Here is a 23,886-nt window from a genome sequence, read left to right as displayed (position 1 = left end):
GGCTGAGCAGCGGGACGATCCGGATCCCCACGGCCGACGGTGGCCTGCGCGACGTCCAGCTCCAGCCCGCCCGCGCGTGGGCGCAGCACCCGCAGGGGTTCACCAGCCGGGTGGCCTTCGCGGCCGCCCACGTGGTGGCAGACCCGTTGCGGGAGAACGGCCCCGGGCAGCCGGCGGCGATCGACTGGGACTCCACGCTCGCCTTCCGCCAGCACCTGTTCGACCACGGGCTCGGCGTCGCCGAGGCGATGGACACCGCCCAGCGCAACATGGGGCTGGACTGGCCGGCGGTCCAGGAGCTGATCAGCCGCAGCGCCACACAGGCCAGGGCCGCCGGGGCGCGCATCGCCTCCGGGGCGGGCACCGACCACGTCGCGGAGTGCGCCGACCTGGCGGCGGTGACCCGGGCGTATGCCGAGCAGGTCGCCTTCGTCGAGGGGGCCGGCTCCCAGGTCATCGTCATGGCGAGCCGGCACCTGGCCGCCCTGGCGCGCAGCGCCGAGGACTATCTCACGGTCTACGACGAGATCCTGCGCCAGGTCAGCGCGCCGGTCATCCTGCACTGGCTGGGGCCGATGTTCGACCCGCAACTGCAGGGCTACTGGGGCTCGGACGACATCGACACCGCGACGGCCACGTTCCTGGAGCTGGTCCATCGGCACGCGGACCGGGTGGACGGTGTCAAGGTGTCCCTGCTGTCCGCCGAGCACGAGGTGGGGCTGCGTGCCGCGCTCCCCGCGGGGGTGCGCCTCTACACCGGGGACGACTACAACTACCCGGAGCTGATCCGCGGTGACGGGACCCGGCACAGCGATGCGCTGCTCGGGGCCTTCGCCGCCATCGCTCCCGCAGCCTCCGCCGCCCTGGCCGCGCTCGACGCCGGCGACCTCGCGGCATACGGGCAGGAGATGGCGCCCACCCTGCCCCTCTCACGGCTGGTCTTCGCCCCACCGACCTGGTTCTACAAGACGGGGATCGCCTTCCTGTCCTGGCTCTGCGGCCATCAGCCGGGGTTCACGATGGTCGGCGGTCTGCAGTCGGCACGCTCGGTGCCCCATCTGGCGGAGGTGTTCGCGCTGGCCAACGAGGCCCGGTTGTTCCCGGACCCGGACCTGGCGGCCCACCGGCTCGGCCTGTGGCTCGAGGCGCAGGGGGCAACGGCATGACGGCAGAGGCACCCGCCGGGCGGAGCGACGCGCGGTTGGCTCGGTTGTCGCTGAACCAGCGGACCTGTGCCGAGTGGTCGCTGCGAGAGGCGATCGACGGTTGCGTGCGGGCCGGGCTGCCGAGCATCGGGCTCTGGCGTGAGCCCGTCGCCGAGGTGGGCCTGGCGACGGCCCGGCGGTGGGTCCGGGACGCCGGGCTGCGGGTGTCCTCCGTGTGCCGCGGTGGCTTCCTCACCGGCCCGGAGGGGGCCGAGCGCCGTGCCGCGATCGACAGCAACCGGGCCGCGATCGAGGAGACCGCGACCCTGGACGCCGCCACGCTCGTGCTCGTGCCCGGCGGCCTGCCGGACGGCGACCGGGACCTCGACGCGGCACGCGCCCGCTTCCTGGACGGCGTGGCCGAGCTGGTGCCCGTGGCGCAGGAGCACGGGGTGCTGCTGGCGATCGAGCCGATGCACCCGATCTTCGCGGCGGACCGTGGGGTCATCTCCACGCTGGCTCAGGCGCTCGACCTGGCGGAGCAGTTCCCTGCCGAGACTGTCGGCGTCGTCGTGGACACCTTCCACCTGTGGTGGGAGCCAGGGGTGGAGCAGCAGATCGCCCGGGCCGCCGGACGCATCGCGAGCTATCAGATCAGCGACTGGATCACCCCGCTGCCACCGGACGCGCTGCTCAGCCGGGGGATGATGGGCGACGGTCACATCGACTTCGCCAGGTTCACCGAGTGGGTCAACCGCGCTGGTTACGCCGGCGACATCGAGGTCGAGATCTTCAACGCCGACCTGTGGGCCACCCCCGGTGAGGAGGTCGTGGCCACGATCGCACGGCGCTATCTGGACCTGGTGCAGCCGCACGCGGACCGCTAGCGAGGCAGGTCGAGCTCGCGCAGGACCGCCGCTGCGATCCTCTGCGGGGTCGGTGCGACATCGAACGTAGCGCCGGGCTCGTCGGGCTGCAGCGGTTCCAGGGTCTCCAGCTGGGAGTCCAGCAGCTCCACCGGCATGAAGTGGTCGGTGCGCCCGGACATCCGCCGCACGAGCAGCTCCCGGTCGCCGGTGAGGTGCACGAAGTAGGTGCCGGCGCCGCCCTCGCGCAACACGTCCCGGTAGGCACGCCGCAGCGCCGAGCAGGAGACGATCGTCGACCGTCCGGCCGCGGCGTGCTGGGCCGTCCAGGCGGCGAGCGCCCGCAGCCAGGGCCACCGGTCCTCGTCGGTCAGCGGCACCCCGGAGGCCATCTTGTCCACGTTGGCCTGTGGGTGGAAGTCGTCACCCTCGGCGAACTCCCACCCCAGGACCGCGTTGATCTCGCGGGCCACGGTGGTCTTGCCGGCGGCGGAGACCCCCATCACGACGAGGTGACGCGGCGTCCGCGGATCGGCTGGCTGCGGGCTGCGGGTCACCGAGCTGCTCATCCGGCCAAACTACCGAGTGTCGGGGCCGACCGGCCGCAGGACGGCCGTCATGTCTGCGCGGTCGGCCCTACCGGTGCCAGTAGGCTCGCGGCGGCATACGTTCTGTCCGCGCGCCTCGGCTCCGCGGCGCGAGACACACAAGGAGCACCATGACCACCGTCCAGCCCGACCCGGACTTCGACGTCGTCATGCTCGGCACCGACATCGGGATCTACGGACTCGCCCGGGCCTTCCACGAGCGCTACGGGATCGTGAGCACCGTGATCACCCGCGTGGTCGCCGGGCCCATCAAGGGCTCCAAGATCATCAACGTCATCGATCTCGGCGAGGCCGCCGGCCGCGCCGAGACCCTCGCGTCCCTGGAGGAGGAGGGCCGCAAGCGCAAGGCCGCCGGTCGCACCACGCTCCTGCTGGCCAACGCCGACACCTTCAGCCGCATGCTGTCCGAGCAGGCCGAGTGGCTGCGGCAGTGGTATGTCGTGACCGCCGTCGACGGCTCGGTCCTGGACATCGCCGCCGACAAGGTCGAGTTCGCCCGGGTCTGCGAGGAGCTCGACATCCCGACCCCGCGCACCCTGGTGCAGGATTTCGCCGCCGCTGACGCCGACGACTGGGCCCCGGACGAGGTGGATCTCAGCTTCCCGGTGGTGGCCAAGCCCGCCATCGGCGCCGCCTACGAGGGGCTGGTCTTCGAGGGCAAGCAGAAGATCTACCTCGTCGACACCCCCGAGGACCTGCGCACGATCCTGTTGCGGGTGAGGGGAGCCGGCTTCAGAGACCGCTTCGTCGTGCAGGAGCTGATCCCTGGTGACGACACCGCGATGCGCTCGATCACGGCCTACGTCGACTCCTCCGGGCAGGCCACTCTGCTGGCCACGGCGCAGGTGCTGCTGCAGGAGCACACACCGCTGGCGATCGGCAACCCGGCCGCCATGGTCACCACCCCCTTCCCCGAGCTGATGGAGCAGGCCGAGCGTTTCCTGCGGCACGTCGGCTACCGCGGCTTCGCCAACTTCGACGTCAAGCTGGACCCGCGGGACGGTGTGATGAAGTTCTTCGAGATGAACCCGAGGATCGGTCGCAACAACTACTACGTGACCGCCGCCGGCGCCAATGTCGCCGAGTTCATCGTCACCGACCTGATCGAGAAGGCCAGCCACGAGCCGGTGGTGGTCCGTAACGAGATCCTCTACTCGGTGCTGCCCCAGCCGCTGCTGCGTCGCTACCTGAGCGGGGAGGCCGCCGCGCTTCACAAGCGGGTCTCCGCCAAGGGCGTGCACCACCCGCTGGTCTACCGGGACACGTTGCGGCGCAAGGCCTATGTGGCCCTCGCCAAGGCCAACTACGTCAAGAAGTATCAGACGTACTACCCGAAGCCGACCGACTCCGGGTTCTGAGCTGTCGGGCCCACGAGTCCGAGGGGACCGCCCGTTCCCCACCTGTGCACGGCCCGCGCATCAGCCCAGGTCGACCCACTCGGCCTCCCCCGCCACCGCCTCCGTCTCCCCGCCGGTGAAGCGCGCGACGAGGTCGGTCACGTCCTGCTCCTCCCCGACCGGGACGGCCAGCTGCAGTATGACGAGGTGCGAGTAGTCGACCCCGGTCACCACCACGCCGCTGGCCCGGAGATCGTGCTCGATCCGCCCGGCGTCGGCGTGACCGACCTGGAGGGTCACCCGCCGGCGCAGCTCACGCTGCAGTGGCTCGGCCCCGGCGAGCGCGGTGCGCACCGCGTCACCGTAGGCGCGGACCAGGCCACCGGTGCCCAGCAGCGTGCCGCCGAACCACCGTGTCACCACCGCCACCACGTCGCTGAACCCGCTGTGGGTCAGCGCCTCCAGCATCGGTGCCCCCGCGGTGCCCGACGGCTCACCGTCGTCGTTGGAGCGGTTCAGTGCTCCGTCGGGCCCCAGGACCCAGGCCGAGCAGTGGTGCCGCGCGTCCCAGTGGGTGGTCCGTGCGGTCTCGACAACACTCCGGGCCGCCGCCTCGTCAGCCACCCGCTCCAGGCGGCACTCGAAGACGGAGCGTTGCACCTCGAGCGAGACAGTCACCGGCCCGCGGATGGTCCGATATCCCGTCGTTGCCATGGGCGCAGGATAGGCGGGAACCGCGACGGCTACGATGACTGGGTGTTCACCCTCCTTCACCGGGGGCCGCGGCCAGGGGGTCGGACGGCACTCGGTGCTCTCCTCATCGCCCTCTGGCTGATGCTCACCGCACTGCCCGCCTCGGCCCATGACACCCTCGTTGACAGCGACCCTGCCGCCGACGAGGTGGTGACCACGACCCCCGAGGAGCTGGTGCTGACCTTCTCCGGGGAGATCTCCGACCTCGGCGTCCAGTTCGTGGTCACCGGCCCGCAGGGGCGAGACGTCGTCCAGGGGACTCCCACGGTCGAGGGCATCACGGTCACCCAGGAGCTGGCCGACGAGCTGGTCAACGGCGACTACGAGGCCACCTGGCGGGTCACCTCCTCCGACGGCCATCCGATCTCGGGCACCATCCCGTTCACGATCGATGCCGAGGATGCCGCGGACAACGGCCCGGCGACCGACGCTCCCACCGGGGAGAGCACTCCCACCCAGGAGCCCACGGCGTCCACCACACCCGATGCCAGCGAGGGCACGACCGGCCCGGCGACGGACTCGGTGGAGCCCACCGACCCGGGAAGTGACGCCGAGGTGGAGGCAGACGCTGCCGACACGGACCCGACCGAGCCATCCGGCGGCATACCGGCCTGGGGCTGGCTCGTGGCCGTCCTGGCTGCCGTCGGTCTCGTGGCCTGCGGTTTCCTGGCCTTCCGGCGGAACTGAGGGCGCAGCTCAGCCTCGCCTCCACGGCGCTTCCGGGCCCCTGATGAGGAAACAGCCCCCTGGATCATGTAGCGTTAGGCCTACGACAGATACATTCCCCGGACCGGCTCCGCGGTGTGGCGGCATGAAGGTGCCCTCACTCAGGCGATGCCGTTCCGCACAACGCACAAGGGGGTCTCGCCATGGGGCGCGGCCGGGCCAAAGCAAAGCAGACCAAGGTCGCCCGGAGACTGAAGTACTACTCTCCGGACACCGATCTCAACGCACTCGCACGCGAGCTGGGAGCTGACGGCACACCCGTCACGGCCCACGCCGAGGAGTCCGTTGACGACGAGTCCGAGGAGGACGACGCCTACGACCGGTGGGCCTCCTCCGACAGCTGAGTGCATGACCGCCGCGCCTGGGACCACCTCCCGGGCGCGGCGGTGCTGTCATCGCAGGACATGATGGACGAGCCTCTGACGGGATGTCGCGGCCGTCGAGGACACGAGGGGAGTCGGCATGCCCGCCTGGCACGAGGCGACCTGGGTCGATGACCCGGACGCGGCACCGCGCAGGAAGCGCCGCTGGCGCACCGCCTGGTTGTGGCTGCTCATCCTCCCCGTCGGGCTGTTCCTGTTCTCCATCGCGCGGTTCAACAACTACTGGCAGTACGACGACTACACGGTGGCCACCTTCGCGTGCGAGCAGCCGTTGGCCGAGACCGCCACGTGGTCGGACATGGAGGCTGCCGGCTGTCGACAGGCGGCGATCCCGGGCACCGAGGTGAAGTTGCTCGACGGGGGCGCTCCCGCTGAGGAGTTCGAGAGCGACGGCACGACCTGGACCTTCCCCAACCTGCCCTCGGCGTTCTCTACTATGGGGCTCAATGTCCTGCTGGAGGAGTCAGCGGGGCGGGTCTTCATCGTCGACGCGTCGACGACCCCGCCGGCCGTGCACCGAGAGATGTCCCCCAGCGACGTCGACCGCACCGTTTTCGCCCGCAGTTTCGGTGCGATCGACAGCACGGAGTTCTACGCGGTCGTGGCCCCGCCGGAGTAGGCACCCAGCACCCGCACCGCGCCACCATCGACGCCCTTGGCGCCGCGCACGATGTCCTCGCCGGTCGCGCCGGTGTCGGCAACCACCTCTCCCAGCACCCAGGCGGGCACTCCCAGCTCGCCTGAACGCGCCACGGCGGCGTCGGCCTGCTCGCCGGGCACCACGGCGACGAAGCCCACGCCCATGTTGAGCGTCCGCTCCAGGTCTGCCTGCGGCACCGAGCCCAGCTGCTGCACGAGAGAGAAGATCGCCGGCGGGGTCCAGGTGGCCCGGTCGAGGGTGGCCAGGGCACCAGTCGGCAGCACCCGCGCCAAGTTGGCCGCGAGTCCGCCGCCGGTCACGTGCGACAGCGCGTGCACGTCCACGCCGGGGGTGCGGATCAGGTCCAACAGCATCCGGGTGTAGATCCGGGTCGGCTCCAGGGCCTCCTCCCCGATCGTGCGGCCCAACTCGTCCACGTGGCGGTCCCAGCCCCAGCCTGCGGCGGCGATCACCCGGCGGACCAGCGAGTAGCCGTTGGAGTGCAGACCCGAGGAGGCCAGTGCCAGCACCACATCGCCCTCGCGGACCCGCTGCGGCCCCAGCACGTCATCGTGCTCCACGACCCCGGTCGCGGCGCCCGCCACGTCGTACTCGTCCGCGGCCAGCAGGCCGGGATGTTCGGCGGTCTCGCCGCCCACCAGGGCGACGCCAGCCAGCTCGCAGCCGCGGGCGATGCCGGAGACGATGGCGGCGATCCGCTCCGGGACGACCCTGCCGCAGGCGATGTAGTCGGTCATGAACAGTGGCTCGGCGCCGCTGACCACGATGTCGTCCACGACCATGCCGACCAGGTCGATGCCGATCGTGTCGTGCACGTCCATCGCCTGGGCGATCGCGACCTTGGTGCCCACCCCGTCGGTGCTGGTGGCCAGGACGGGGCGCTGCATGCCCCGCAACGCGCTGGCGTCGAACAGTCCGGCGAAACCGCCGAGCCCGCCCAGCACTTCGGGGCGCTGCGCGCGGGCGACCGACTCCTTCATCAGCTCGACGGCGCGGTCGCCGGCCTCGACGTCCACACCGGCGCCGGCATAGGTGATCGGCTCGCTCAACAGGTCTCCTCGGGCAGCGGGTGGCTCAGGTCGGGTGGGACGTCAAGGTCAGGGACGGGTGACGGCGTCGGCCGCGCCCCCGTGCGCGGAGAGCGGGAGCGTGTCGGCGCGGGCATGCAGGGGCGTATGCCGCTCGGCCGGCTTCTCCAGCTCCTCGCCCCGGGGGAACTCGAGCTCGAGGACGTCCTTGCCGAGCTTCTCGCTCTCGGGCAGCTCGATCGGGTAGACCCCGGAGAAGCACGCGGTGCACAGCTGGTCCCGCGGCTGCTGTGTCGAGGCCACCATGCCGTCGTGGCTGATGTAGCCTAGGCTGTCCGCCCCGATCGACTGACGGATGTTCTCCACGTCCAGGCCGGTGGCGATCAGCTCGGCGCGGGTGGCGAAGTCGATGCCGTAGAAGCAGGGCCAGCGCACCGGCGGCGAGGAGATCCGCACGTGCACCTCAGTTGCCCCGGCCTCGCGCAGCATCCGCACCAGGGCACGCTGGGTGTTGCCGCGCACGATCGAGTCGTCCACGACCACCAGGCGCTTGCCGCGGATCACGTCCCGGAGCGGGTTGAGCTTGAGGCGGATGCCGAGCTGACGGATGGTCTGGCTGGGTGCGATGAAGGTGCGGCCGACATAGGCGTTCTTGACCAACCCGGAGCCATAGGGGATGCCGGACTGCTCGGCGTAGCCGATCGCAGCGGGGGTGCCCGACTCGGGCGTCGGCATCACCATGTCGGCCTCGACCGGGTGCTCCCGGGCCAGCGTGCGCCCCATCTCGACCCGCGACTCGTAGACGCCGCGCCCGTTGAGGGAGGTGTCGGGGCGGGCGAGATAGACGTACTCGAAGACGCAGCCCTTGCGGTCGGTCTCGGCGAAGCGCTGGCTGCGCAGCCCGTTCTGGTCGATCGCGATCAGCTCACCGGGCTCGACCTCACGCACGAACGAGGCCCCCACGATGTCCAGGCCGGAGGTCTCGGAGGAGACCACCCAACCCCGCTCCAGCCGACCCAGGACCAGGGGACGGACCCCCTGCGGGTCGCGAGCGGCATACAGCGTCTGCTCGTCACAGAAGACCAGGGAGAACGCGCCGCGCAGGGTGGGCAGCACCTGCAGGGCGGAGGCCTCCAGGGACAGGTCGGCATCGGCCGTGAGCAGGCCCGTGACCAGGGCCGTGTCGGTGGTGTTGCCGCGGCGCACCTCGCCCGGCGCGTTGTTCAGGTCGCCGCCGTAGATCTCGGCGAGCCGGTCGCGCAGCTCGGAGGTGTTGATCAGGTTGCCGTTGTGCGCCAGGGCGACCGTCTGGTCCTCGGTGCCGCCCAGCGTCGGCTGAGCATTCTCCCAGGAGTTGCGGCCGGTGGTGGAGTAACGGCAGTGCCCGACCGCCAGGTGCCCGCGCAGTGAGGCCAGGCTGGACTCGTCGAAGACCTGGGAGACCAGGCCGACGTCCTTGTAGACCAGCAGCGAGCGACCGTCGCTGGTCGCGATGCCGGCCGCCTCCTGCCCGCGGTGCTGCAGGGCATAGAGGCCGTAGTAGGTGAGCTTGGCAACCTCCTCGCCGGGCGCCCAGACACCGAAGACCCCGCACTCATCCTGCGGGACCTTCTCGTCGGGCATCAGGTCGTGGGAGAGCCGTCCGTCTGCGCGTGCCACTGCCCCATCGTCCCACAGCCGGCGCGTGTCCCCACCCTCGGCCGAGGGCGCGCCCTGCCGCGCGCTCCCGCCGGCCGCCCACCACCACAGCGGCACCTCCGAGCACCCCTGTCCCCCACAGCCCGCCACCGGCCGCCCGTCTGCGCGCCAAGGCACCCATTCCAGCGGCCACCCACCTCCGGCGTGATCGGCAGCTCGCTCTAGCCTGAGCCCATGCGCTACGGCATCTGCATCCTGCCCGAGCACCCCTGGACAGTCGCCGAGCCGCTGTGGCGCCGGGCGGAGGAGCTCGGGTTCGACCACGCCTGGACCTATGACCATCTCGTGTGGGGCGGGCTCCCGGACTCGCCGTGGCACTCCACCGTCGCCACACTCACCGCAGCCGCGATGGTCACCGAGCGGATCCAACTCGGCACCCTGGTGAGCTCGCCGAACTTCCGGCACCCGGTAGCGCTGGCCCGCGACGTGGTGACCCTCGAGGACATCTCCGGTGGCCGGGTCCTGCTGGGCGTCGGCGCCGGCGGTGATCTGGACGCCGGGATCCTCGGTGATCAGCTGACCCGCGGCGAGCGTTCCCGCCGGTTCCGAGAGTTCGTGCCTCTGCTGGACCGCTGCCTGCGTGAGGACCACGTCGATCACGCGGGTGAGTTCTTCACGACGGTCGATGCGCGCAACCTCACCCCGGCCCGCACCCCGTTGGTCGTCGCGGCGGAGGGGCCCCGTGCCATGCAGCTGGCCGTGACGTATGCCGAGGGCTGGGTGACCACCGGCCCCGCCGCCGGGACGTGGGCCGAGCGGGACGCCCTTGACCACTGGTGGGCTGGCGTCGCCGAGCGCGCTGAGCGCTTCAGCGAGGCGGAGTCGGCGTCGCTGGAGACTGCGGAGTCGGCGGCCAGGCGCGGTGGCGACCGGCCGCCCCTGGACCGCTACCTCGTCCTCGATGCCTCTGGCCCGGCGGCGCTGAGCAGTGTGGACCTCCTGACTGGGCAGGTCGGCCGCGCGGAGGAGCTCGGGTTCACCGACGTCATCGTGCACTGGCCCAGGCCGGATGGGCCCTACACCGGCGACTTCTCGGTCCTGGAGACGTTTCTCGCGTCGTCCGGCACGTAGGCTCCGCACGGGCACGCCCGCTTGGTGGCGTGGTGCCCGAGGTCGGAAGGCTGACGGTTCGCTCACGAGGGGCTAGCGCCTGGTCCTCGGCCGCTTCTACGCTGAGCCATGGCCATGGCCGACGGGGCTGCCCGCCCGATGATCCTCGCCGTCGACGCCGACCCGGGACGCCTGGGTCGGGTCGAGACCGAGCTGGCCCGCAGTTTCGGCGCCTCCTACCGGGTGCGCGGCGAGCCGTCCGACGCCGACACCGTGCGGCAGTTGGAGGGGGCGCACGGCCGTCGTGAGCGGGTCGCGCTCATCCTGGTGGGCGACGGCCTCGACGCGAGCGAGCGCACCACCGTCGTGACAGCGGCCCGCACGCTCCACCCGGAGGCGCGCAGGGCGCTCCTGATCGACTGGGGTGCGTGGTCGAACCCTGAGGTGGCCCAGACCATCCTGCAGGGCACCGCCATCGGTGATGTGCACTCCTACGTGCTCCGGCCGTGGGCGGACGGTGATGAGTTGTTCCACCGCACGGTGGCCGAGCTGGTCCAGGACTGGTCCCGCGCCGATCCGCGCAACGAGCGTGAGGTCGTCGTCGTCGCGGAGCGGCACTCGGGTCGCGGGTTCGAGATCAGCAACCTGCTGCACCGGAACCGGATCCCCGCGGCCTTCCGTGAGCGGAACAGCGCGTCCGGCCAGCGGGTGCTCGAGCGCGCCGCACCGGACCGGAACGGGGAGGTCGTGGTGTGGATGCCGGCCCTCGGCGGTCCCACCCTGGTCGACCCCACGGACGCGGAGATCCTGGGCGCCTGGGGCATCCCGACCGCCCTCGACGAGGACGGTCGTGCCGTGGACCTGCTGGTCGTTGGAGCCGGACCGGCCGGTCTGGCGGCTGCTGTCTACGGCGCCTCGGAGGGGCTGCGCACCCTCGTGGTGGAGCGGGAGGCCATCGGCGGTCAGGCGGGCACGAGCTCCCTGATCCGCAACTACCTCGGGTTCTCCCGAGGCCTCAGCGGCTCGGAGCTGGCCCAGCGTGGCTATCAGCAGGCGTGGGTCTTCGGGGCGCGGTTCCTGCTCACCCACGCGGTGGCGGACATCGCTCGCCTCGACGACGGGTTCCGCGCGACGATCTCCGGACAGGGCGCGGTGACCGCACGCGCTGTGATCGTGGCCTGTGGCGTGACCTATCGGCGGCTGGGCGTGCCCAGCATCGAGGAGTTCACACGACGCGGGGTCTACTACGGCGCCAGCGTCTCGGCAGCCCACGCCCTGACCGGGCTGTCGGCGGCAGTCATCGGTGGGGGCAACTCAGCCGGCCAGGCCGTCCTGCAGCTGGCGCGCTATTGCCGTGCGGTGCACCTGATCGTGCGCGGCCCACGCCTGGAGGACACCATGTCAGCCTACCTCATCGACGCGATCGCCGGAGAGCCGGTCATCGCGGTCCACCTGTCCTCGGCGGCGACGGCCGGGGAAGGCACCGGCCGCCTCGAGCGCCTCACCCTGACCGACCGCGGCACCGGCGAGACCTCTGTCGTCGACGTCGACGGCCTGTTCGTGATGATCGGCGCCGAACCGCGCACCGACTGGCTGCCCCAGCAGGTGATGCGCGACGAGCGCGGCTTCCTCCTCACCGGCACCGAGACAACGGCTCCGGACCCCGACCGTCCTTCCCGACCGCACGAGACCTCGATGCCGGGCCTCTTCGCGGTCGGCGACGTGCGCGCGGGCTCGGTCAAGCGGGTCGCCTCCGCCGTCGGCGAGGGCTCTGTCGTGGTGTCCGAGGTCCACCAGCACCTGAGCCTCACCCGCGAATGATCAGGCACCGCGCCGGGGGGACACAGCCCGCAGCCCTGGTCGGCGCGGCGATCGCCCTCGCCCTCCCCCTTCTCGGGCTGGGCCTCCTGCTCGGCTACCCACGGCTGGACCTGGAGTGGCAGCACCACCCATCCCACTTCTGGTTGGTCCTGGGCGCGGCGCTGCTGTCGGCGGCGCTCGCCTACTCCACCGGTGATGCCGCGGCCCAACGCGGCGACGCCCGGCTCACTCATGTCTCGGCGGCGTTCCTGGCCTCGGCGGGTTTCCTGGGTCTGCACGCGCTCGCTACGCCGGGCGTGCTGCTGGCGGAGTCGAATGTCGGGTTCGTCGCGGCGACGCCCGTCGGTGTCGTGATCGGCTCACTCTTTGCGCTGCGGTCGACACGGGAGGTCACTGGCACGGACGCCGTGGCAGAGGTCGCCCGCGCGCGGCGCCTCCGCTGGGCCCTCCTGGCCGCAATGCTCATCTGGGCCGTGGTCTCGCTGGCGGCCGTCCCCCCACTCGACGGCCCACCGACCCAGGTCGAGTCCCTCCCCCTCCTCCTGGCCGTTCCCGGGGTGATCCTGTATGCCGTGGCAGCCTGGCGCTACGCCCTCCTGTGGAGAGCGCGACGGGAGGGCGTCCTGCTCGCGGTACTGTCGGCATACCTCCTGCTCGCCGAGGCCCTGGTGGCGATGGCGCTCGCGACGTCCTGGCACCTGTCCTGGTGGGAGTGGCACGTGCTCCTGCTCGTGGCGTTCGGCCTGGTGGCGGTCGGGGCGCGGCGGTCGTGGCGGGAGGAGCGCTTCTCGGCCCTGTACCTGCAGGACACTGCGGCCGGCCAGCGGGAGGACAGTGTGCTCTTCGCCGACCTACAGGGGTTCACCGCCTATTCCGAGCAGCACAGTCCTGAGACCGTCCGGGCGATGCTCAACACCTACTTCCGGGTCGCTGTGCCCGCGGTCGTGAGTCACGGGGGCACTGTGGACCGGATCATCGGGGACGCGCTGATGGTCACCTTCAACGCCCACGGCCGACAGCCGGACCACGCGGTCCGGTCAGTCCGTGCAGGCCTGGCGCTGCAGGAGGCGACGGGCGTGGTCGCCGACCGGCATCCGGACTGGCCGCGCTTCCGGGTCGGCATCAACACCGGGCCCATTGCCGTGAGTCTCCTGGGCACGGAGGGTGGTCGCACCCACACGGTGATCGGTGACGCGGTCAACACTGCCTCTCGCATCGAGGGCCGCGCCCCCGCGGGTGGAGTGGCGATCAGCGCAGCGACGCTGGCCGAGCTGTCCGGCGCCACGACCCGGCCGTTGGGCGCCCTCGAGCTCAAGGGCAAGGAGCGACCGGTCCAGGTGTTCCTCGTCGAGGATCTAGGAGGAGCCCACAGCGTCACCGCCCACTGAGCACGGAGCATCCGCCGAGCACAGCGGTCTCGCGGTGCGCGGGGCTGCCCGCGGCACACGGACTGTGCGGGGCTGCAACGCCCGCGAGTCATGGGGCGTTCATCGTGACGCCTGTTGCGGAGTCGATCGGGCGTCATCGTGATGCCTGGTGCGGAGTCGATCGGGCGTCATCGTGATGCCTGGTGTGGAGTCGATCGTCCCAGCCCTTCCTCGGGCGACTCTCAGGGGCGCGTGGCATCCTTGAGGCGTGACCACCTCGCAGCGCCGACCCGTCTATCGCCGCCCCAGAATGGTGCCGTTCCTGGTGACCGGCGCCCTTATCGGGCTCGTGGTCGGGGCCGTGCTCGCCTACCTGGGGCCGCCGTCCGCCTACGCGTCTCCGATGCAGGAGATGATCGTGATGGCTGTGCCAGGCGGGCTGATCGGCGGTCTGCTGGGCGGGATCGCCTACCTGGTCGCTGAGCGTTTTTCCACCCGCCGATAGCGCTCTCTGCGCAGGTTGGACTCGGGCTCAGCGTGGCTCCCGGGTCCCATGGGACGCTCGTCCTGCGGACCCGACGGCCCGCAGGTTCAGGCAGCTCACGCCAGAAGACGGATCAGGCACCTCACGCCAGAAGACGGCGGCGAGCAACCTGCATGCCTTGCTCAATCTGATCCAGGAAGAGGTCCGGACAGCTCCGCAGGCCTAGCACGGGCACCTGCAGACTGACTAGCGCGCTGGACTGCAGGCCGAGGTCACTCGTCCTGAGCGCATCGTCGATCCCAGCCGTTCCCTGGAGGTGCTGCGCACCCTGGATCTCGACGTGCAGCTCGAGGTCGTCCCATAAGACGTCGAGATAGACCCTGCCGTTGTGCCCCCTGCGCACCGCCTGGCGAGTGGGTTCAGGGAGCCCGCGCCGCCGGCAGACCTTGGCGAAGTCCAGCTCGTTCATCGAGTGTGCGCCGTTGCAGACATCCTGGATCACCTCATCGATCAGCTGTCGTCGCGGACCGCGCCTCATCCGACTCCAGCGCCTCATGAGCGTCGCTGGTGCCACCAACCGCTGCTGCACCGTCATCGCGATGATCGTGGCAGCCTGCCGGTCCGTCGGGGCCCACTGTGCAGCCCGGATGGTCGCCAGGTCCGGCTTCGTGCGCCGCAGGCCCGCCGTCACGATGTCAGTCGACGTCTCGCCCGGGCGACGCAGATGATGGTGGACCACTCCCGGCAGCGATCGCACATGGGCACGGTGACCGACAGTGACATGAATGGCCCGCTCGTCCCACCCCTGAAGCCCTGCGGCAAGGAGTGCTGTCACGCCGTCCAGCACCGCGTGGGCCCCTGACTCCCACAGCGCCCACCACCACCGACCGCGGCCCTGTGGCACGTCCGTGCCGATGCACAGGGTGTGGCAACCGGCCGCGGTCCACACACCGCGCTCTTCCTCTGTTCTGATCTGGCCTCGAGTCAGCCCGGCCTGCTGCATCAGCTGGCGGGTGACGACTCCGTCAAACTCCGCCGAGATGGTCCGGGCCAGAGCCTGACGACGCGCTCGCTTGACGCGTGCTGCCGCGGCACGCTGCGACCGAGTTGAGCTTGGCTCCATCGGCCGATCTTCCCCCGAGGCAGGCGCCTCCGCAGCGGTTGTCCACAAGGTGGCCATTCCACTCTTGGAGTCATCCCCGCGACTGGCCGCCCGAATGAGTGCACCGGCACGCAAAACAGCGGCCAGCTCCACATCCCCCAGACCGAAGCCACCACCATCGACCACCTGGCCGCCCGAATGAGTGCACCGGCACGCAAACCAGCGGCCAGCTCCACATCCACCAGACCGAAGCCGCCACCATCGACCACCTGGCCGCCCGAATGAGTGCACCGGCACGCAAACCAGCGGCCACCTCCACATCCACCAGACCGAAGCCGCCACCATCGACCACTCGGCCGCCCGAATGAGTGCACCGGCACGCAAACCAGCGGCCACCCGCTGCGCGATGGGGTTACAGCAGGAGCGAGGCACGCACGTCGGCGGCTACCAGCGGTGCGCGAACGGCACCATGTGCGCCGATCGCGTGATGGGTCGTCGAGCCAGCCTCACCACAGCGGGAGCCACTCCGACAGGTCAGCGCGCTGTCCGCTGGCACGGACAGCACCGGCCTCGCGTTCCTGCTCCCACGTCGAGGCGCCGGTGGCCAGCCGCAACCACGACTGGGCGTCCGACTCCACCACGTTCGTGGGGGTGCCCCGCGAGTGTCGAGGTCCCTCGATGCACTGGATGGCACCGAACGGCGGCACCCGCACCTCGACGGAGCGACCGGGTGCGCGCTCGGCGAGCTCCTCCAAGGTGTAGCGCACAGCGGTCGCGAGCGCCTGGCGCGGGGTCTGGTCGGGTGCTGAACGCCAGAGGGCCAGAGCCTGTTCGCCCTGGTCGGGCGGGGTGCGACGACGTGGGGGCACGGGTGCGCTCAGCCCAGCGCGTCCCGCTCGATTGGACAGGACATGCAGCGCGGGCCACCGCGACCACGGCCGAGCTCCTGGCCGGCGATCTCCAGGACCTCGACGCCCAGTCCGCGCAGGTAGTCGTTGGTGACCGTGTTGCGCTGGTAGGCCACCACCACCCCCGGCTCGAGAGCCAGGACGTTGCAGCCGTCGTCCCACTGCTCACGCGCAGCAGCGCGGGGGTCCTGGTCCGCGGCGACCACCCGGGGCGTGCCGATGCCCATGGCGTCCCCGATCACCTTCATCATGTCGGCGGGGTCGTTGGACCGGATCTGCAGGTCGGGCAGGTCCGAGTCCCCCGCTCCGTCGGAGGTGATGGTGTAGGACGTCAGGTCCGGCAGCCCGAGGTACTTGGTGAACGTCTCCTCATCGAGCATCGTCATCACGGTGTCCAGGTGCATCACGGCCCGCGCCTTGGGCATGTCCAGCGCGATGATCGTGTCGACCTGGTCCGAGGCCAGGGTGCGTTGTGCGAGCCGCTCGACGCCCTGGGTCGTGGTGCGCTCACTGACCCCGACCAGCAGCACCTTGTTGCCCAGCACCAGGATGTCGCCGCCCTCAGCGGTCGCCGGGCCGGCCTCGACGCCCTCGGTCCACCAGTCCATGCCGACGTCCTTGAACATCGGGTGCCACTGATAGATCGCCTCGTAGTGCACGGTCTCCCGACGGCGCGCCTTCTTGTGCATCGAGTTGACCGCGACGCCGCTGTAGAGCCAGGCGGAGGTGTCCCGCGTGAACAGGTGGTTGGGCAGCGGCGCGAGCAGGGCCTCGTGCGGGTCCAGCTGGGCGATGACGACCGAGCGCGGCGCCTCCATCCGCTCCAGCACCTCGGCCTTGGTGATCCCGCCGATGAGGAACTGGGTGAGCTCCTCGTCGGCCATCTGGTCGAACAGCTCATGCATCTCGTGCGCCGCGAACGGACCGAGGTGTCGCTCGTCGAGCGTCTGGGACAGCACCTGTCGCCGCGCCTCGGGGATGGCCAGCGTCTCCTCGAGCAGCTGGTGGAAGTGGTGCACCGTGACGTCCCGCTCCAGCATCACCCGGACGAACTCGTCGTGCTCCTCCTGGGCCCGCTCGACCCAGAGGATCTCGTCGAACAGGTAACGCCCCTTGTTCTCCGGGGTCAGGCGGCGCATCTCCAGGTTGGGACGGTGCACGATCACCTGCCGGAGCCTCCCCACCTCCGAACCAACGTGGAGTGGCATGGCGGATCCTTTCGTCGCTGCTGTGCGTCGGGAGTGACCATCCTCGCACTCACTGGCGAGAAACAGACCCCGCGAGTATGCCGTGAGGCGGCTCTCCCCGCACCCTCGCCCGAGCGAGCGGTGACCTGGGTGGGGAACCCTGCCCCTCCGCATACGTTCGAGGACCGACAGAATGGGCCCATGGACGCCACCGTGCTGCACGCCCCGGGAGACATCCGCCTCGAGCAGGTGCCCGACCCGCAGATCCTCCAGCCGACCGACGCCGTCGTCAAGGTTTCGGCGACCTGCGTGTGCGGGTCCGACCTGTGGCCCTACCGAGGGGTCTCGAAGGTGACCAGGCCACGTCGCATCGGCCACGAGTTCATCGGCGTGGTCGAGGAGGTCGGCAGCGAGGTCACCACCATCCGCTCGGGCGACTTCGTCATCACGCCGTTCCTCTGGTCGGACAACACCTGCGCCCACTGCACGGCCGGCATGCAGTCGGCCTGCGCCAACGGCGGCGGGTTCGGCGGCACGGACCGGAACGGGGACTTCGTGGACGGCTGCCAGGGTGAGTTCGTGCGCGTGCCGCTCGCGGACGGCACGCTGGTCGCGACACCGGAGCAGCCCGACGAGGCGTTGCTGCCCTCGCTGCTGACCCTCACCGACGTGATGGCTACCGGCTGGCACGCGGCCGTCTCCGCCCGCGTGCGCCCGGGCAGCACGGTCGTGGTGGTCGGGGACGGTGCCGTCGGCCTGTGCGGTGTGCTGTCCGCCTCGTTGCAGGGTGCCGAGCGGGTGATCGCGATGTCTCGGCACGCGGACCGGCAGGCGGTGGCCCGTGAGTTCGGGGCGACCGACGTCGTCGCCGAGCGCGGCGACGAGGGCGTGGCCCGGGTCATGGAGCTGACCGACGGGGTCGGCGCCGACGCCGTGCTGGAGTGCGTCGGCACCAAGGAGTCGATGGACCAGGCCTTCGCCAGTGCCCGGCCCGGCGCCATGGTCGGCTTCGTCGGGGTGCCGCACGGCGCCGAGGCTCCGATGGGTCAGATGTTCGGTCGCAATGTGGGCCTGGCCGGTGGTGTCGCGCCGGTGCGCGGCTACCTGGCCGATCTGCTGCCCCGTGTCCTGGACGGCCAGATCAACCCGGGTCGTGTCTTCGACTCCGTGCGGCCGCTGAGCGAGGTCGCCGACGCCTACCGCGCGATGGACGAACGCGCCGCCATCAAGGTGATGCTGCGCCCCTGAGTGGTCCGCCGCGCGCAGGCAGACCTCTCGGGCCGCCCCCGCGATTTCGGAGGTCAGCAGGCTGTCGGGTAACCTCTCCGACGGAGGATTCGCATAGTGGCCTAGTGCGCACGATTGGAAATCGTGTTGGGATAAAACCCTCGGGGGTTCAAATCCCCCATCCTCCGCCACTCGGAACCCCCGGGCCCTGCGCCCGGGGGTTTTCCGGTCCCCGCCCGGCGAGACCTGACCGGGTGCGGGCCGCGAGCCCGCTCGGCCGTCGCCTCGCGCAGGTGATGTCGCACCGCAGCCGGCGCCGCCGTCCGGGGCCAGGTTTCGTCAGGCGCGCTCCGGACGCTTATCATGGAGGCGGTCCCCCGTGCGGTGGTACCTCACTGAACTCCCCCAGGGCAGGAATGCAGCAAGGGCAGGTGAGCTCTTCCAGGTGCGCGGGGGGCCGTCTCCGTCTCCGGGGAACCACGCGCGCGTCAACACCGTCGCACGGTCATGAACAAGAAGATGCTCGCAGTGCTGCTGGTGGTGGGGCTCGGTGCCACGGCATGCTCGGGGGGCCCCGAGCCGGACGGGCCCGATGAGACCACGCCCATCACCTCGGACCACGAGGAGGCGCGCCGCTACGTCGAGGACTACGAGACAGCCAGGGACGGGGCCGCACCCGGCGCGGTGGCGGCGAGCGAGGGGGCAGCAGACGTGGCCGCTCCCGAGCCGATGCCAGTGCCTCCGGTGCCACCTCCGGGTCCGGGCGAGGACAACGAGTTCACTGACGTCGGCGACACCAGATGGGTTGCGGCACAGGAGCATCCGCAGTCGACCTTCGGCCTGGACGTGGACACGGGCTCCTATCGGGTCGCGCAGGGCCTGGCCGCCGAGGGGCTGGCTCCCGCACCGGACTCCATCCGGGTCGAGGAGTGGGTCAATGCCTTCGAGTATGCCGACAGCTCGCCTGAGCAGGCCGCGCTCGGTCTGCACGTGGAGACCGGGTCAGCGCCCCGGGCCGAGGAGGGAACGGCCCTGGTGCGCCTCGGGATCAGCGCGGCCGAGGTGGCGGACGAGGACCGCCCACCAGCCAACATCACCTTCGTGATCGACACCTCAGGGTCGATGGACATCCGGGAGCGGCTCGGCCTGGTGCAGGCCTCGCTCGCCCTGTTGGTGCAGAGCCTGAACGAGGACGACACCATCGCCATCGTCACCTACGGCGACGACGCCGAGCCGGTGCTGGAGCCCACGCCGGTGGCCGATCGCGACACGATCATCCAGGCCATCGACGACCTGCGCAGCGGTGGCTCCACCAACATGGAGGCCGGCCTGCTGATGGGCTATGAGCAGACCCGCGAGGCCCATGTCGAGGACGGCGTCAACGTGGTGGTGCTGGCCTCCGACGGGGTGGCCAATGTCGGCACGACCGACGGCAGTGCCCTGGCCGCGGAGATCGCCGGGGCCGGCGAGGAGGGCATCCATCTGGTCACCGTCGGCTACGGGATGGGCAACTACAACGACACGCTCATGGAGCAGCTGGCCAACCAGGGCGACGGCTTCTATGCCTACCTCGACACCTTCGAGGAGGCCGAGCAGCTCTTCGTGGAGGACCTGACCCAGACCCTGACGGTCGTGGCACGGGATGCCAAGAGCCAGGTCGAGTTCGACCCCGAGTTCGTCGAGTCCTACCGGCTGGTCGGCTACCAGAACCGGGCGCTGGAAGACGAGGAGTTCCGCGACGACACCGTGGACGCCGGCGAGCTCGGTGCGGGCCATCGGGTCTCCGCGCTCTATGAGCTGGTGCCGACCGAGGCCGTCACCGACGGCACGGAGGTCGGCGAGGCCAGGCTTCGCTGGGCCGACCCGGAGACGGGCCAGACCACTGAGGTCAACGCTCCGATCACCTGGTCCCTGGACAACCCCTCCGACTCCCTCCGCCGGGCAGCCCTGGTGGCCGACTCGGCCGAGCTGCTCAAGGGCAACCGCATCGTGGCCGACCGGGGCTTCACGCTCGCTGACCTGCAGGAGGAGGCGCGATCCCTCGCCCCCGACGGCGGCGACGGCCTCGGTGAGCTGCTGCAGGTCCTCGACGAGGACCTGGACCGCCCGCCGTCCGTTCCTGAGGACTGAGAGGGCGGTCAGCCGCCGGTCGGCCCCACCGTGAAGTGCACGGCCTGCCAGCCGAACTTCCGGGCGGCGGTGACGTTCACGGCCAGGTCGTCGGTGAACAGCACCTGCTCCCGGGCCACCGACCTCCCCAGGTGCACCTCGATGGCGGCGTGCGCCGCGGCATACGCCTCCTGGTCCGGCTTGGCCACCCCGAACACGGCGCTGTTCAGGGCCACGTCGACCAGGTGCCCGAGGCCGATCTGGGGCAGTTCCGTGGGGATGTTGTCGGTGCCGTTCGTGAACAGGAAGACCTGCCGCCCGTCCTTCTCAAGCTCAGCCATCAGCTCCACCGTCTCGGCGACTGGGGCACCGCGATCTGCGATCCAGTGCTGCACCGATTCCCGTGCCAGGTCAGATCGCGCCCCCCGCTCCACCAGGGCGGACGCGATCTGGTCGCACCACTGCCTGAAGGTGGTCCGACCGGTGACGACGGGACGTAGCAGCTCGGGGGCGAGTGCCAGGTCGAGAAACTCCTGGGGGCTCATCCCCAGGCCGGCCGCGACCGACGCCGAGTTGCTCGGCGCGAACTCGCGCACGACACCATCGAGGTCGAAGACGACGACCGCGCAGTCCTGCGCGAGTCGCCGGATCGTGGCATGCGGAGCGTCAGGGGTCGGCAGGCTCATCGACCCATGGTCGCAGGTCTCCAGTGCCGCTTTGGCCCTGCGCATGACGGCCTGCGTGCCCGGGCTCCTACACTGGCCACATGATCTTCAAGGGAGTGGGTGACGGGCAGCCCTACCCTCCCCACCACCTGGAGGACTGGTCACACCTGCCGCCACGCATGATCCGACTCGATGAGCTGATCACCACGAAGGCGACCCTGGACCTGCAGCACCTGCTGGCGGCCGACTCCACCTTCTACGGCGACATCTTCTGCCATGTGGTGGAGTATCGCGACCAGCTCTATCTCGAGGACGGTCTGCACCGCGCACTGCGGGCCGCCCTGGGCGGCCGGCCCTTCGTGCACGGGCGTGTCCTCGTGGTCACCGCACCGGACGCTCGGTAGCGTTCGCTCACCGGATCACAAGGAGTTCTCCCGTGGGATATGTCCGCACTGCCGGTATGTCGACTGCCGCTCGCCGTCGCCGCCGCCGCGCCGCCCTGGTGCTGACCGCACTGGTCACCCTGCTGGCTGCCATCGGGCTCTACGCCCTGGCCTACTTCCAGGGCTGGCTGCCCGGGGGCGACGGCGGGAGCAGCGACCAGGACCAGGTCACCGCCACCGCCACGGCCCCGGCGCTCCAGCCGGAGGATGTGACCGTCAACGTCTACAACGCTTCGGGCGCAGTGGGCATCGCCGGTCGCACCAGTGAGGCCCTGGCCAGCCACGGCTACTCCATCGATGCGGTGGACAACGCACCCCAGGGCACCGAGACGCCACAGGTCGCCGAGATCCACCACGGGCCGGAGGGCGAGGAGGCCGCCCAGCTGCTGGGCACGCTCATCCCCGATGCGGTGCTGGTCGCCGACACCCGCGAGATCGCGGAGATCGATCTCTACATCGGCACGGACTTCGTGGAGCTCGAGTCCGCGCCGGCAGACGACTCAGCAACGGCCACCGAGTGACCATGAACGAGATCACGCTCAGCCGCGTCATCGAGGCCTCGCCCGAACGGGTGTGGCAGGTGCTGACCGACCTGGAGCGCGCCGCGGAGACCCTCAGCGGCGTCACCTCCGTGCAGCTGATGACCGACGGGCCGTATGCCGTGGGGACCCGGTGGCGGGAGACCCGCACCATGTTCGGTCGGTCGGCCACGGAGGAGATGTGGGTTGCTGAGTGTGACCCGTTGCGACACACCGAGGTCCGCGCCGAGTCCGGCGGCGCAAGCTATGTCACGGAGTTCACGCTCACCCCGCTGGGCGACGGCGGTCGGGCCGAGCTGTCCGTCCGGTTCGGCGCCGAGCTCACCAGTCCCTCGGCGGTGACGAAGGTCGCGATGAGACTCTTCGGTCCGTTGGCGGCCAGGGCCACCCGCAAGGCGTTGGAGCAGGACCTCACCGACATCGCGTCGGCCGCCGCCCGCGAGACCTAGAGATGTACAACACCGTCGTGCAACACCGGGCACCCCTGACCGCCTCTGCACGACCACCCCGGCCCCACGGGGGCACCGTCGTGCAACACCGGGCACCCGTGACCGCCTCTGCACGACCACCCCGGCCCCACGGGGGCACCGACGTGCAACACCGGGCACCGACGTGCAACACCGGGCACCCCTGACCGCCTCTGCACGACACCAATCGTCGCGGTCACCTCAATCGCCCCGCCGGCGACACCCTTCACGCCGGGCGCTCCGGTCGCCGGCTCTCGAGCAGCCGGCGCACCTGGTCCAGGAATTCCTCTTGATGCGTGCGGAGACCGACAATGGGGATGCGCAGCATCGGATTCTTGGCGAGCAGCAGCTCGTTGTCACGCAGCGCGTCCTCCACCCGCTTCAGCCCCATGCCATGCTGTCCCCCGTCGATCTCGACTCCTGCCCGGTAATCCTCCCACTGGACATCGAGGAAGATCCGGCCCTTGAGCCCTTCCCGCACCACCTGTCGGGTCGGCTCGGGCACTGCGTGTTCGCGGCACAGCCGTGCAAAGTCCAACTCGCCGAGGGCTTCGGCGCCAGCCGTCACATCGCGCAGGATGCTGCTGATGAACTCCGCCCGCGCCACGCGCCGACGTGCGGTCCACTCCACCAGGAGTCGATCCCCTGTCGTCAATCGTTGCTGGACCGGCATCACCAGGAGCAGGGCCGCCTGGCGATCGGAGACAGCCCACTGTGCCGCGTTGAGCGTCGCCGCCTCCACGGACACGGTGGGCACTCCAGAGGCCACCGCTCGGTGCGCCACCCGAGGACGGTGCAAGCGCACCCCCGGTAGGCGTCTGGCTCTCGTCCCGCGAGGCACGGTCACATGGATCAGGGAGTCATCGAAGTTGGATAACCCTGCCGCCAGGAGTGCTGATGTGCCGTCAAGCAAGGCTCCAGACCCTGCCTCCCACACGGCCCATGCCGCCGTGGCGGGCCAGGTGGTGGGGCGGCGCCAGGCCCACAAGTCATTGGCCGGAGCGAGGCCACCTGCTGTGGGTGCGCCGACGTAGATCGTGTGCCGCCCCACCACGGTCCATCGGCCGCCTCGGACCTCACTACGTTCTTCATCGCGGGTGATCCCGTCTGCCCGAAGGGTCCGCCGGTGCACCACACCGCCAAACCGCACGGCCCGAGCACTCGCCACGGCCCGGCGCCGTTGCTGCCGCGCGCGGCGGGCCACGCCCGGCGGCCTATCCTCCTGCGAGGCCCCGCCCGGCTCGCTCGCCTGTATGCGTTTCATCGCGCAACTGTGCCCCAAACAGTCGGCTCAGCGCTGACGAGGCTGTGG

24 protein-coding genes, 1 tRNA gene and 1 other RNA gene are annotated in these 23,886 nt (G+C 70.6%); 17 read left to right on the top strand and 9 right to left on the bottom strand.

All coding sequences use genetic code 11. The annotated features are described in order from the left end of the window. Positions 1–2: 2 nt before the first annotated feature. Both DPQ65_RS14920 and DPQ65_RS14915 read left to right on the top strand, forming a co-directional pair. Positions 3–1,166, top strand: coding sequence for a dihydrodipicolinate synthase family protein (locus DPQ65_RS14920; protein ID WP_238146890.1), 1,164 nt, complete (start codon positions 3–5; stop codon positions 1,164–1,166). Next, entirely contained in the window at positions 1,163–2,032 is an 870-nt protein-coding gene (locus DPQ65_RS14915) for a sugar phosphate isomerase/epimerase family protein (RefSeq protein WP_114908134.1), read from the top strand. The genes DPQ65_RS14920 and DPQ65_RS14915 overlap by 4 nt, the downstream gene beginning before the upstream one ends. Here DPQ65_RS14915 and DPQ65_RS14910 read toward each other — a convergent pair. Continuing rightward, entirely contained in the window at positions 2,029–2,580 is a 552-nt protein-coding gene (locus tag DPQ65_RS14910; RefSeq protein WP_114908133.1) for a gluconokinase, read from the bottom strand. The two genes, DPQ65_RS14915 and DPQ65_RS14910, sit on opposite strands and share 4 nt — an antisense overlap. A gap of 149 nt (positions 2,581–2,729) precedes the next feature. On the opposite strand from DPQ65_RS14910, the gene DPQ65_RS14905 reads away from it, so the two are divergent. Beyond that, positions 2,730–3,977 carry a carboxylate--amine ligase gene (locus DPQ65_RS14905; RefSeq protein WP_114908132.1) on the top strand — a complete coding sequence of 416 codons (1,248 nt, stop codon included), beginning with the start codon at positions 2,730–2,732 and terminating at the stop codon, positions 3,975–3,977. Positions 3,978–4,037: 60 nt separating this feature from the next. Here DPQ65_RS14905 and DPQ65_RS14900 read toward each other — a convergent pair whose 3' ends face one another. After that, on the bottom strand, positions 4,038–4,670 hold the full coding sequence (locus DPQ65_RS14900) for an IMPACT family protein (RefSeq protein WP_114908131.1): 633 nt from the start codon (positions 4,668–4,670) through the stop codon (positions 4,038–4,040). A 42-nt stretch (positions 4,671–4,712) separates the two neighbouring features. Here DPQ65_RS14900 and DPQ65_RS14895 point away from each other — a divergent pair, with 42 nt between their 5' ends. The 3 genes from DPQ65_RS14895 to DPQ65_RS14885 all read left to right on the top strand — a co-directional run bounded on the left by DPQ65_RS14895 (position 4,713) and on the right by DPQ65_RS14885 (position 6,437). Next, the gene (locus DPQ65_RS14895; protein WP_114908130.1) at positions 4,713–5,396 is read left to right on the top strand and encodes a copper resistance CopC family protein; all 684 of its coding nucleotides are present in this window, start codon (positions 4,713–4,715) and stop codon (positions 5,394–5,396) included. Between the two features lie 182 nt (positions 5,397–5,578). Then, positions 5,579–5,779, top strand: a complete 201-nt coding sequence (locus tag DPQ65_RS14890; RefSeq protein WP_114908129.1) for a DUF3073 domain-containing protein — start codon at positions 5,579–5,581, stop codon at positions 5,777–5,779. A 118-nt stretch (positions 5,780–5,897) separates the two neighbouring features. Further along, a complete protein-coding gene (locus DPQ65_RS14885; RefSeq protein ID WP_114908128.1) occupies positions 5,898–6,437 on the top strand; it encodes a hypothetical protein in 540 nt (179 codons plus the stop codon). Here DPQ65_RS14885 and purM read toward each other — a convergent pair. Together purM and purF are read right to left on the bottom strand one after the other, a co-directional pair. After that, positions 6,410–7,531: a phosphoribosylformylglycinamidine cyclo-ligase gene (gene purM, locus DPQ65_RS14880; RefSeq protein ID WP_114908127.1), complete on the bottom strand. Its 1,122-nt coding sequence runs from the start codon at positions 7,529–7,531 to the stop codon at positions 6,410–6,412. The genes DPQ65_RS14885 and purM overlap by 28 nt on opposite strands. A gap of 45 nt (positions 7,532–7,576) precedes the next feature. Then, positions 7,577–9,166: an amidophosphoribosyltransferase gene (gene purF, locus DPQ65_RS14875; RefSeq protein WP_114908165.1), complete on the bottom strand. Its 1,590-nt coding sequence runs from the start codon at positions 9,164–9,166 to the stop codon at positions 7,577–7,579. 213 nt (positions 9,167–9,379) lie between these two features. On the opposite strand from purF, the gene DPQ65_RS14870 reads away from it, so the two are divergent. The 4 genes from DPQ65_RS14870 to DPQ65_RS14855 all read left to right on the top strand — a co-directional run bounded on the left by DPQ65_RS14870 (position 9,380) and on the right by DPQ65_RS14855 (position 13,948). Then, complete coding sequence (locus DPQ65_RS14870) at positions 9,380–10,276, top strand: LLM class flavin-dependent oxidoreductase (RefSeq protein WP_114908126.1); 897 nt, start codon at positions 9,380–9,382, stop codon at positions 10,274–10,276. A gap of 108 nt (positions 10,277–10,384) precedes the next feature. After that, a complete protein-coding gene (locus DPQ65_RS14865; protein WP_114908125.1) occupies positions 10,385–12,076 on the top strand; it encodes an NAD(P)/FAD-dependent oxidoreductase in 1,692 nt (563 codons plus the stop codon). Further along, positions 12,073–13,464, top strand: a complete 1,392-nt coding sequence (locus tag DPQ65_RS14860; RefSeq protein WP_114908124.1) for an adenylate/guanylate cyclase domain-containing protein — start codon at positions 12,073–12,075, stop codon at positions 13,462–13,464. The genes DPQ65_RS14865 and DPQ65_RS14860 overlap by 4 nt, the downstream gene beginning before the upstream one ends. Before the next feature lie 247 nt (positions 13,465–13,711). Next, complete coding sequence (locus tag DPQ65_RS14855) at positions 13,712–13,948, top strand: hypothetical protein (protein WP_162802291.1); 237 nt, start codon at positions 13,712–13,714, stop codon at positions 13,946–13,948. A 121-nt stretch (positions 13,949–14,069) separates the two neighbouring features. On the opposite strand, the gene DPQ65_RS14850 is transcribed toward DPQ65_RS14855, so the two are convergent. The 3 genes from DPQ65_RS14850 to DPQ65_RS14840 form a co-directional block, all read right to left on the bottom strand. Continuing rightward, entirely contained in the window at positions 14,070–15,050 is a 981-nt protein-coding gene (locus DPQ65_RS14850; protein ID WP_162802290.1) for a hypothetical protein, read from the bottom strand. Positions 15,051–15,535: 485 nt separating this feature from the next. Next, positions 15,536–15,898, bottom strand: a complete 363-nt coding sequence (locus DPQ65_RS14845; RefSeq protein WP_114908121.1) for a sterol carrier family protein — start codon at positions 15,896–15,898, stop codon at positions 15,536–15,538. A gap of 8 nt (positions 15,899–15,906) precedes the next feature. Next, entirely contained in the window at positions 15,907–17,145 is a 1,239-nt protein-coding gene (locus tag DPQ65_RS14840; protein WP_114908120.1) for an arginine deiminase, read from the bottom strand. A 180-nt stretch (positions 17,146–17,325) separates the two neighbouring features. On the opposite strand from DPQ65_RS14840, the gene DPQ65_RS14835 reads away from it, so the two are divergent. The 4 genes from DPQ65_RS14835 (at position 17,326) to DPQ65_RS15810 (ending at position 20,481) form a co-directional block, all read left to right on the top strand. Continuing rightward, positions 17,326–18,372 carry a zinc-dependent alcohol dehydrogenase family protein gene (locus DPQ65_RS14835; RefSeq protein ID WP_114908119.1) on the top strand — a complete coding sequence of 349 codons (1,047 nt, stop codon included), beginning with the start codon at positions 17,326–17,328 and terminating at the stop codon, positions 18,370–18,372. A gap of 82 nt (positions 18,373–18,454) precedes the next feature. Next, positions 18,455–18,542, top strand: a tRNA-Ser gene (locus DPQ65_RS14830). Between the two features lie 177 nt (positions 18,543–18,719). Beyond that, positions 18,720–18,816: signal recognition particle sRNA small type (ffs, locus tag DPQ65_RS14825), an RNA gene on the top strand. A 42-nt stretch (positions 18,817–18,858) separates the two neighbouring features. Then, the gene (locus DPQ65_RS15810; RefSeq protein ID WP_162802289.1) at positions 18,859–20,481 is read left to right on the top strand and encodes a vWA domain-containing protein; all 1,623 of its coding nucleotides are present in this window, start codon (positions 18,859–18,861) and stop codon (positions 20,479–20,481) included. An 8-nt stretch (positions 20,482–20,489) separates the two neighbouring features. Here DPQ65_RS15810 and DPQ65_RS14810 read toward each other — a convergent pair whose 3' ends face one another. Then, complete coding sequence (locus tag DPQ65_RS14810) at positions 20,490–21,146, bottom strand: HAD family hydrolase (protein ID WP_162802288.1); 657 nt, start codon at positions 21,144–21,146, stop codon at positions 20,490–20,492. 80 nt (positions 21,147–21,226) lie between these two features. On the opposite strand from DPQ65_RS14810, the gene DPQ65_RS14805 reads away from it, so the two are divergent. From DPQ65_RS14805 to DPQ65_RS14795, 3 genes are read left to right on the top strand one after another with little or no spacing between them, the layout of a single operon-like run. Further along, on the top strand, positions 21,227–21,529 hold the full coding sequence (locus DPQ65_RS14805; RefSeq protein WP_114908117.1) for a type II toxin-antitoxin system VapB family antitoxin: 303 nt from the start codon (positions 21,227–21,229) through the stop codon (positions 21,527–21,529). Between the two features lie 32 nt (positions 21,530–21,561). After that, positions 21,562–22,089, top strand: coding sequence for a LytR C-terminal domain-containing protein (locus DPQ65_RS14800; protein ID WP_162802287.1), 528 nt, complete (start codon positions 21,562–21,564; stop codon positions 22,087–22,089). Positions 22,090–22,091: 2 nt separating this feature from the next. Next, a complete protein-coding gene (locus tag DPQ65_RS14795) occupies positions 22,092–22,556 on the top strand; it encodes an SRPBCC family protein (RefSeq protein ID WP_114908115.1) in 465 nt (154 codons plus the stop codon). A 244-nt stretch (positions 22,557–22,800) separates the two neighbouring features. Here DPQ65_RS14795 and DPQ65_RS16230 read toward each other — a convergent pair whose 3' ends face one another. Continuing rightward, positions 22,801–23,322, bottom strand: coding sequence for a hypothetical protein (locus DPQ65_RS16230; protein WP_238146884.1), 522 nt, complete (start codon positions 23,320–23,322; stop codon positions 22,801–22,803). Positions 23,323–23,886: the final 564 nt, after the last annotated feature.

The organism is Ornithinimicrobium murale, from assembly GCF_003352835.1.
GTDB classification, from domain to species: domain Bacteria; phylum Actinomycetota; class Actinomycetes; order Actinomycetales; family Dermatophilaceae; genus Ornithinicoccus; species Ornithinicoccus muralis.
Note: the sequence above shows the minus strand (reverse complement) of the source record. Positions and strands in the feature narration are given on the sequence as shown.

Coding starts and splice junctions, on each gene's coding strand:
- DPQ65_RS14915 (WP_114908134.1), top strand. CDS start 1,163: ATGACGGCAGAGGCACCCGCCGGGCGGAGCGACGCGCGGTTGGCTCGG.
- DPQ65_RS14910 (WP_114908133.1), bottom strand. CDS start 2,580: ATGAGCAGCTCGGTGACCCGCAGCCCGCAGCCAGCCGATCCGCGGACG.
- DPQ65_RS14905 (WP_114908132.1), top strand. CDS start 2,730: ATGACCACCGTCCAGCCCGACCCGGACTTCGACGTCGTCATGCTCGGC.
- DPQ65_RS14900 (WP_114908131.1), bottom strand. CDS start 4,670: ATGGCAACGACGGGATATCGGACCATCCGCGGGCCGGTGACTGTCTCG.
- DPQ65_RS14890 (WP_114908129.1), top strand. CDS start 5,579: ATGGGGCGCGGCCGGGCCAAAGCAAAGCAGACCAAGGTCGCCCGGAGA.
- DPQ65_RS14885 (WP_114908128.1), top strand. CDS start 5,898: ATGCCCGCCTGGCACGAGGCGACCTGGGTCGATGACCCGGACGCGGCA.
- DPQ65_RS14870 (WP_114908126.1), top strand. CDS start 9,380: ATGCGCTACGGCATCTGCATCCTGCCCGAGCACCCCTGGACAGTCGCC.
- DPQ65_RS14865 (WP_114908125.1), top strand. CDS start 10,385: ATGGCCATGGCCGACGGGGCTGCCCGCCCGATGATCCTCGCCGTCGAC.
- DPQ65_RS14860 (WP_114908124.1), top strand. CDS start 12,073: ATGATCAGGCACCGCGCCGGGGGGACACAGCCCGCAGCCCTGGTCGGC.
- DPQ65_RS14850 (WP_162802290.1), bottom strand. CDS start 15,050: ATGGAGCCAAGCTCAACTCGGTCGCAGCGTGCCGCGGCAGCACGCGTC.
- DPQ65_RS14840 (WP_114908120.1), bottom strand. CDS start 17,145: ATGCCACTCCACGTTGGTTCGGAGGTGGGGAGGCTCCGGCAGGTGATC.
- DPQ65_RS14835 (WP_114908119.1), top strand. CDS start 17,326: ATGGACGCCACCGTGCTGCACGCCCCGGGAGACATCCGCCTCGAGCAG.
- DPQ65_RS15810 (WP_162802289.1), top strand. CDS start 18,859: ATGAACAAGAAGATGCTCGCAGTGCTGCTGGTGGTGGGGCTCGGTGCC.
- DPQ65_RS14810 (WP_162802288.1), bottom strand. CDS start 21,146: ATGAGCCTGCCGACCCCTGACGCTCCGCATGCCACGATCCGGCGACTC.
- DPQ65_RS14805 (WP_114908117.1), top strand. CDS start 21,227: ATGATCTTCAAGGGAGTGGGTGACGGGCAGCCCTACCCTCCCCACCAC.
- DPQ65_RS14795 (WP_114908115.1), top strand. CDS start 22,092: ATGAACGAGATCACGCTCAGCCGCGTCATCGAGGCCTCGCCCGAACGG.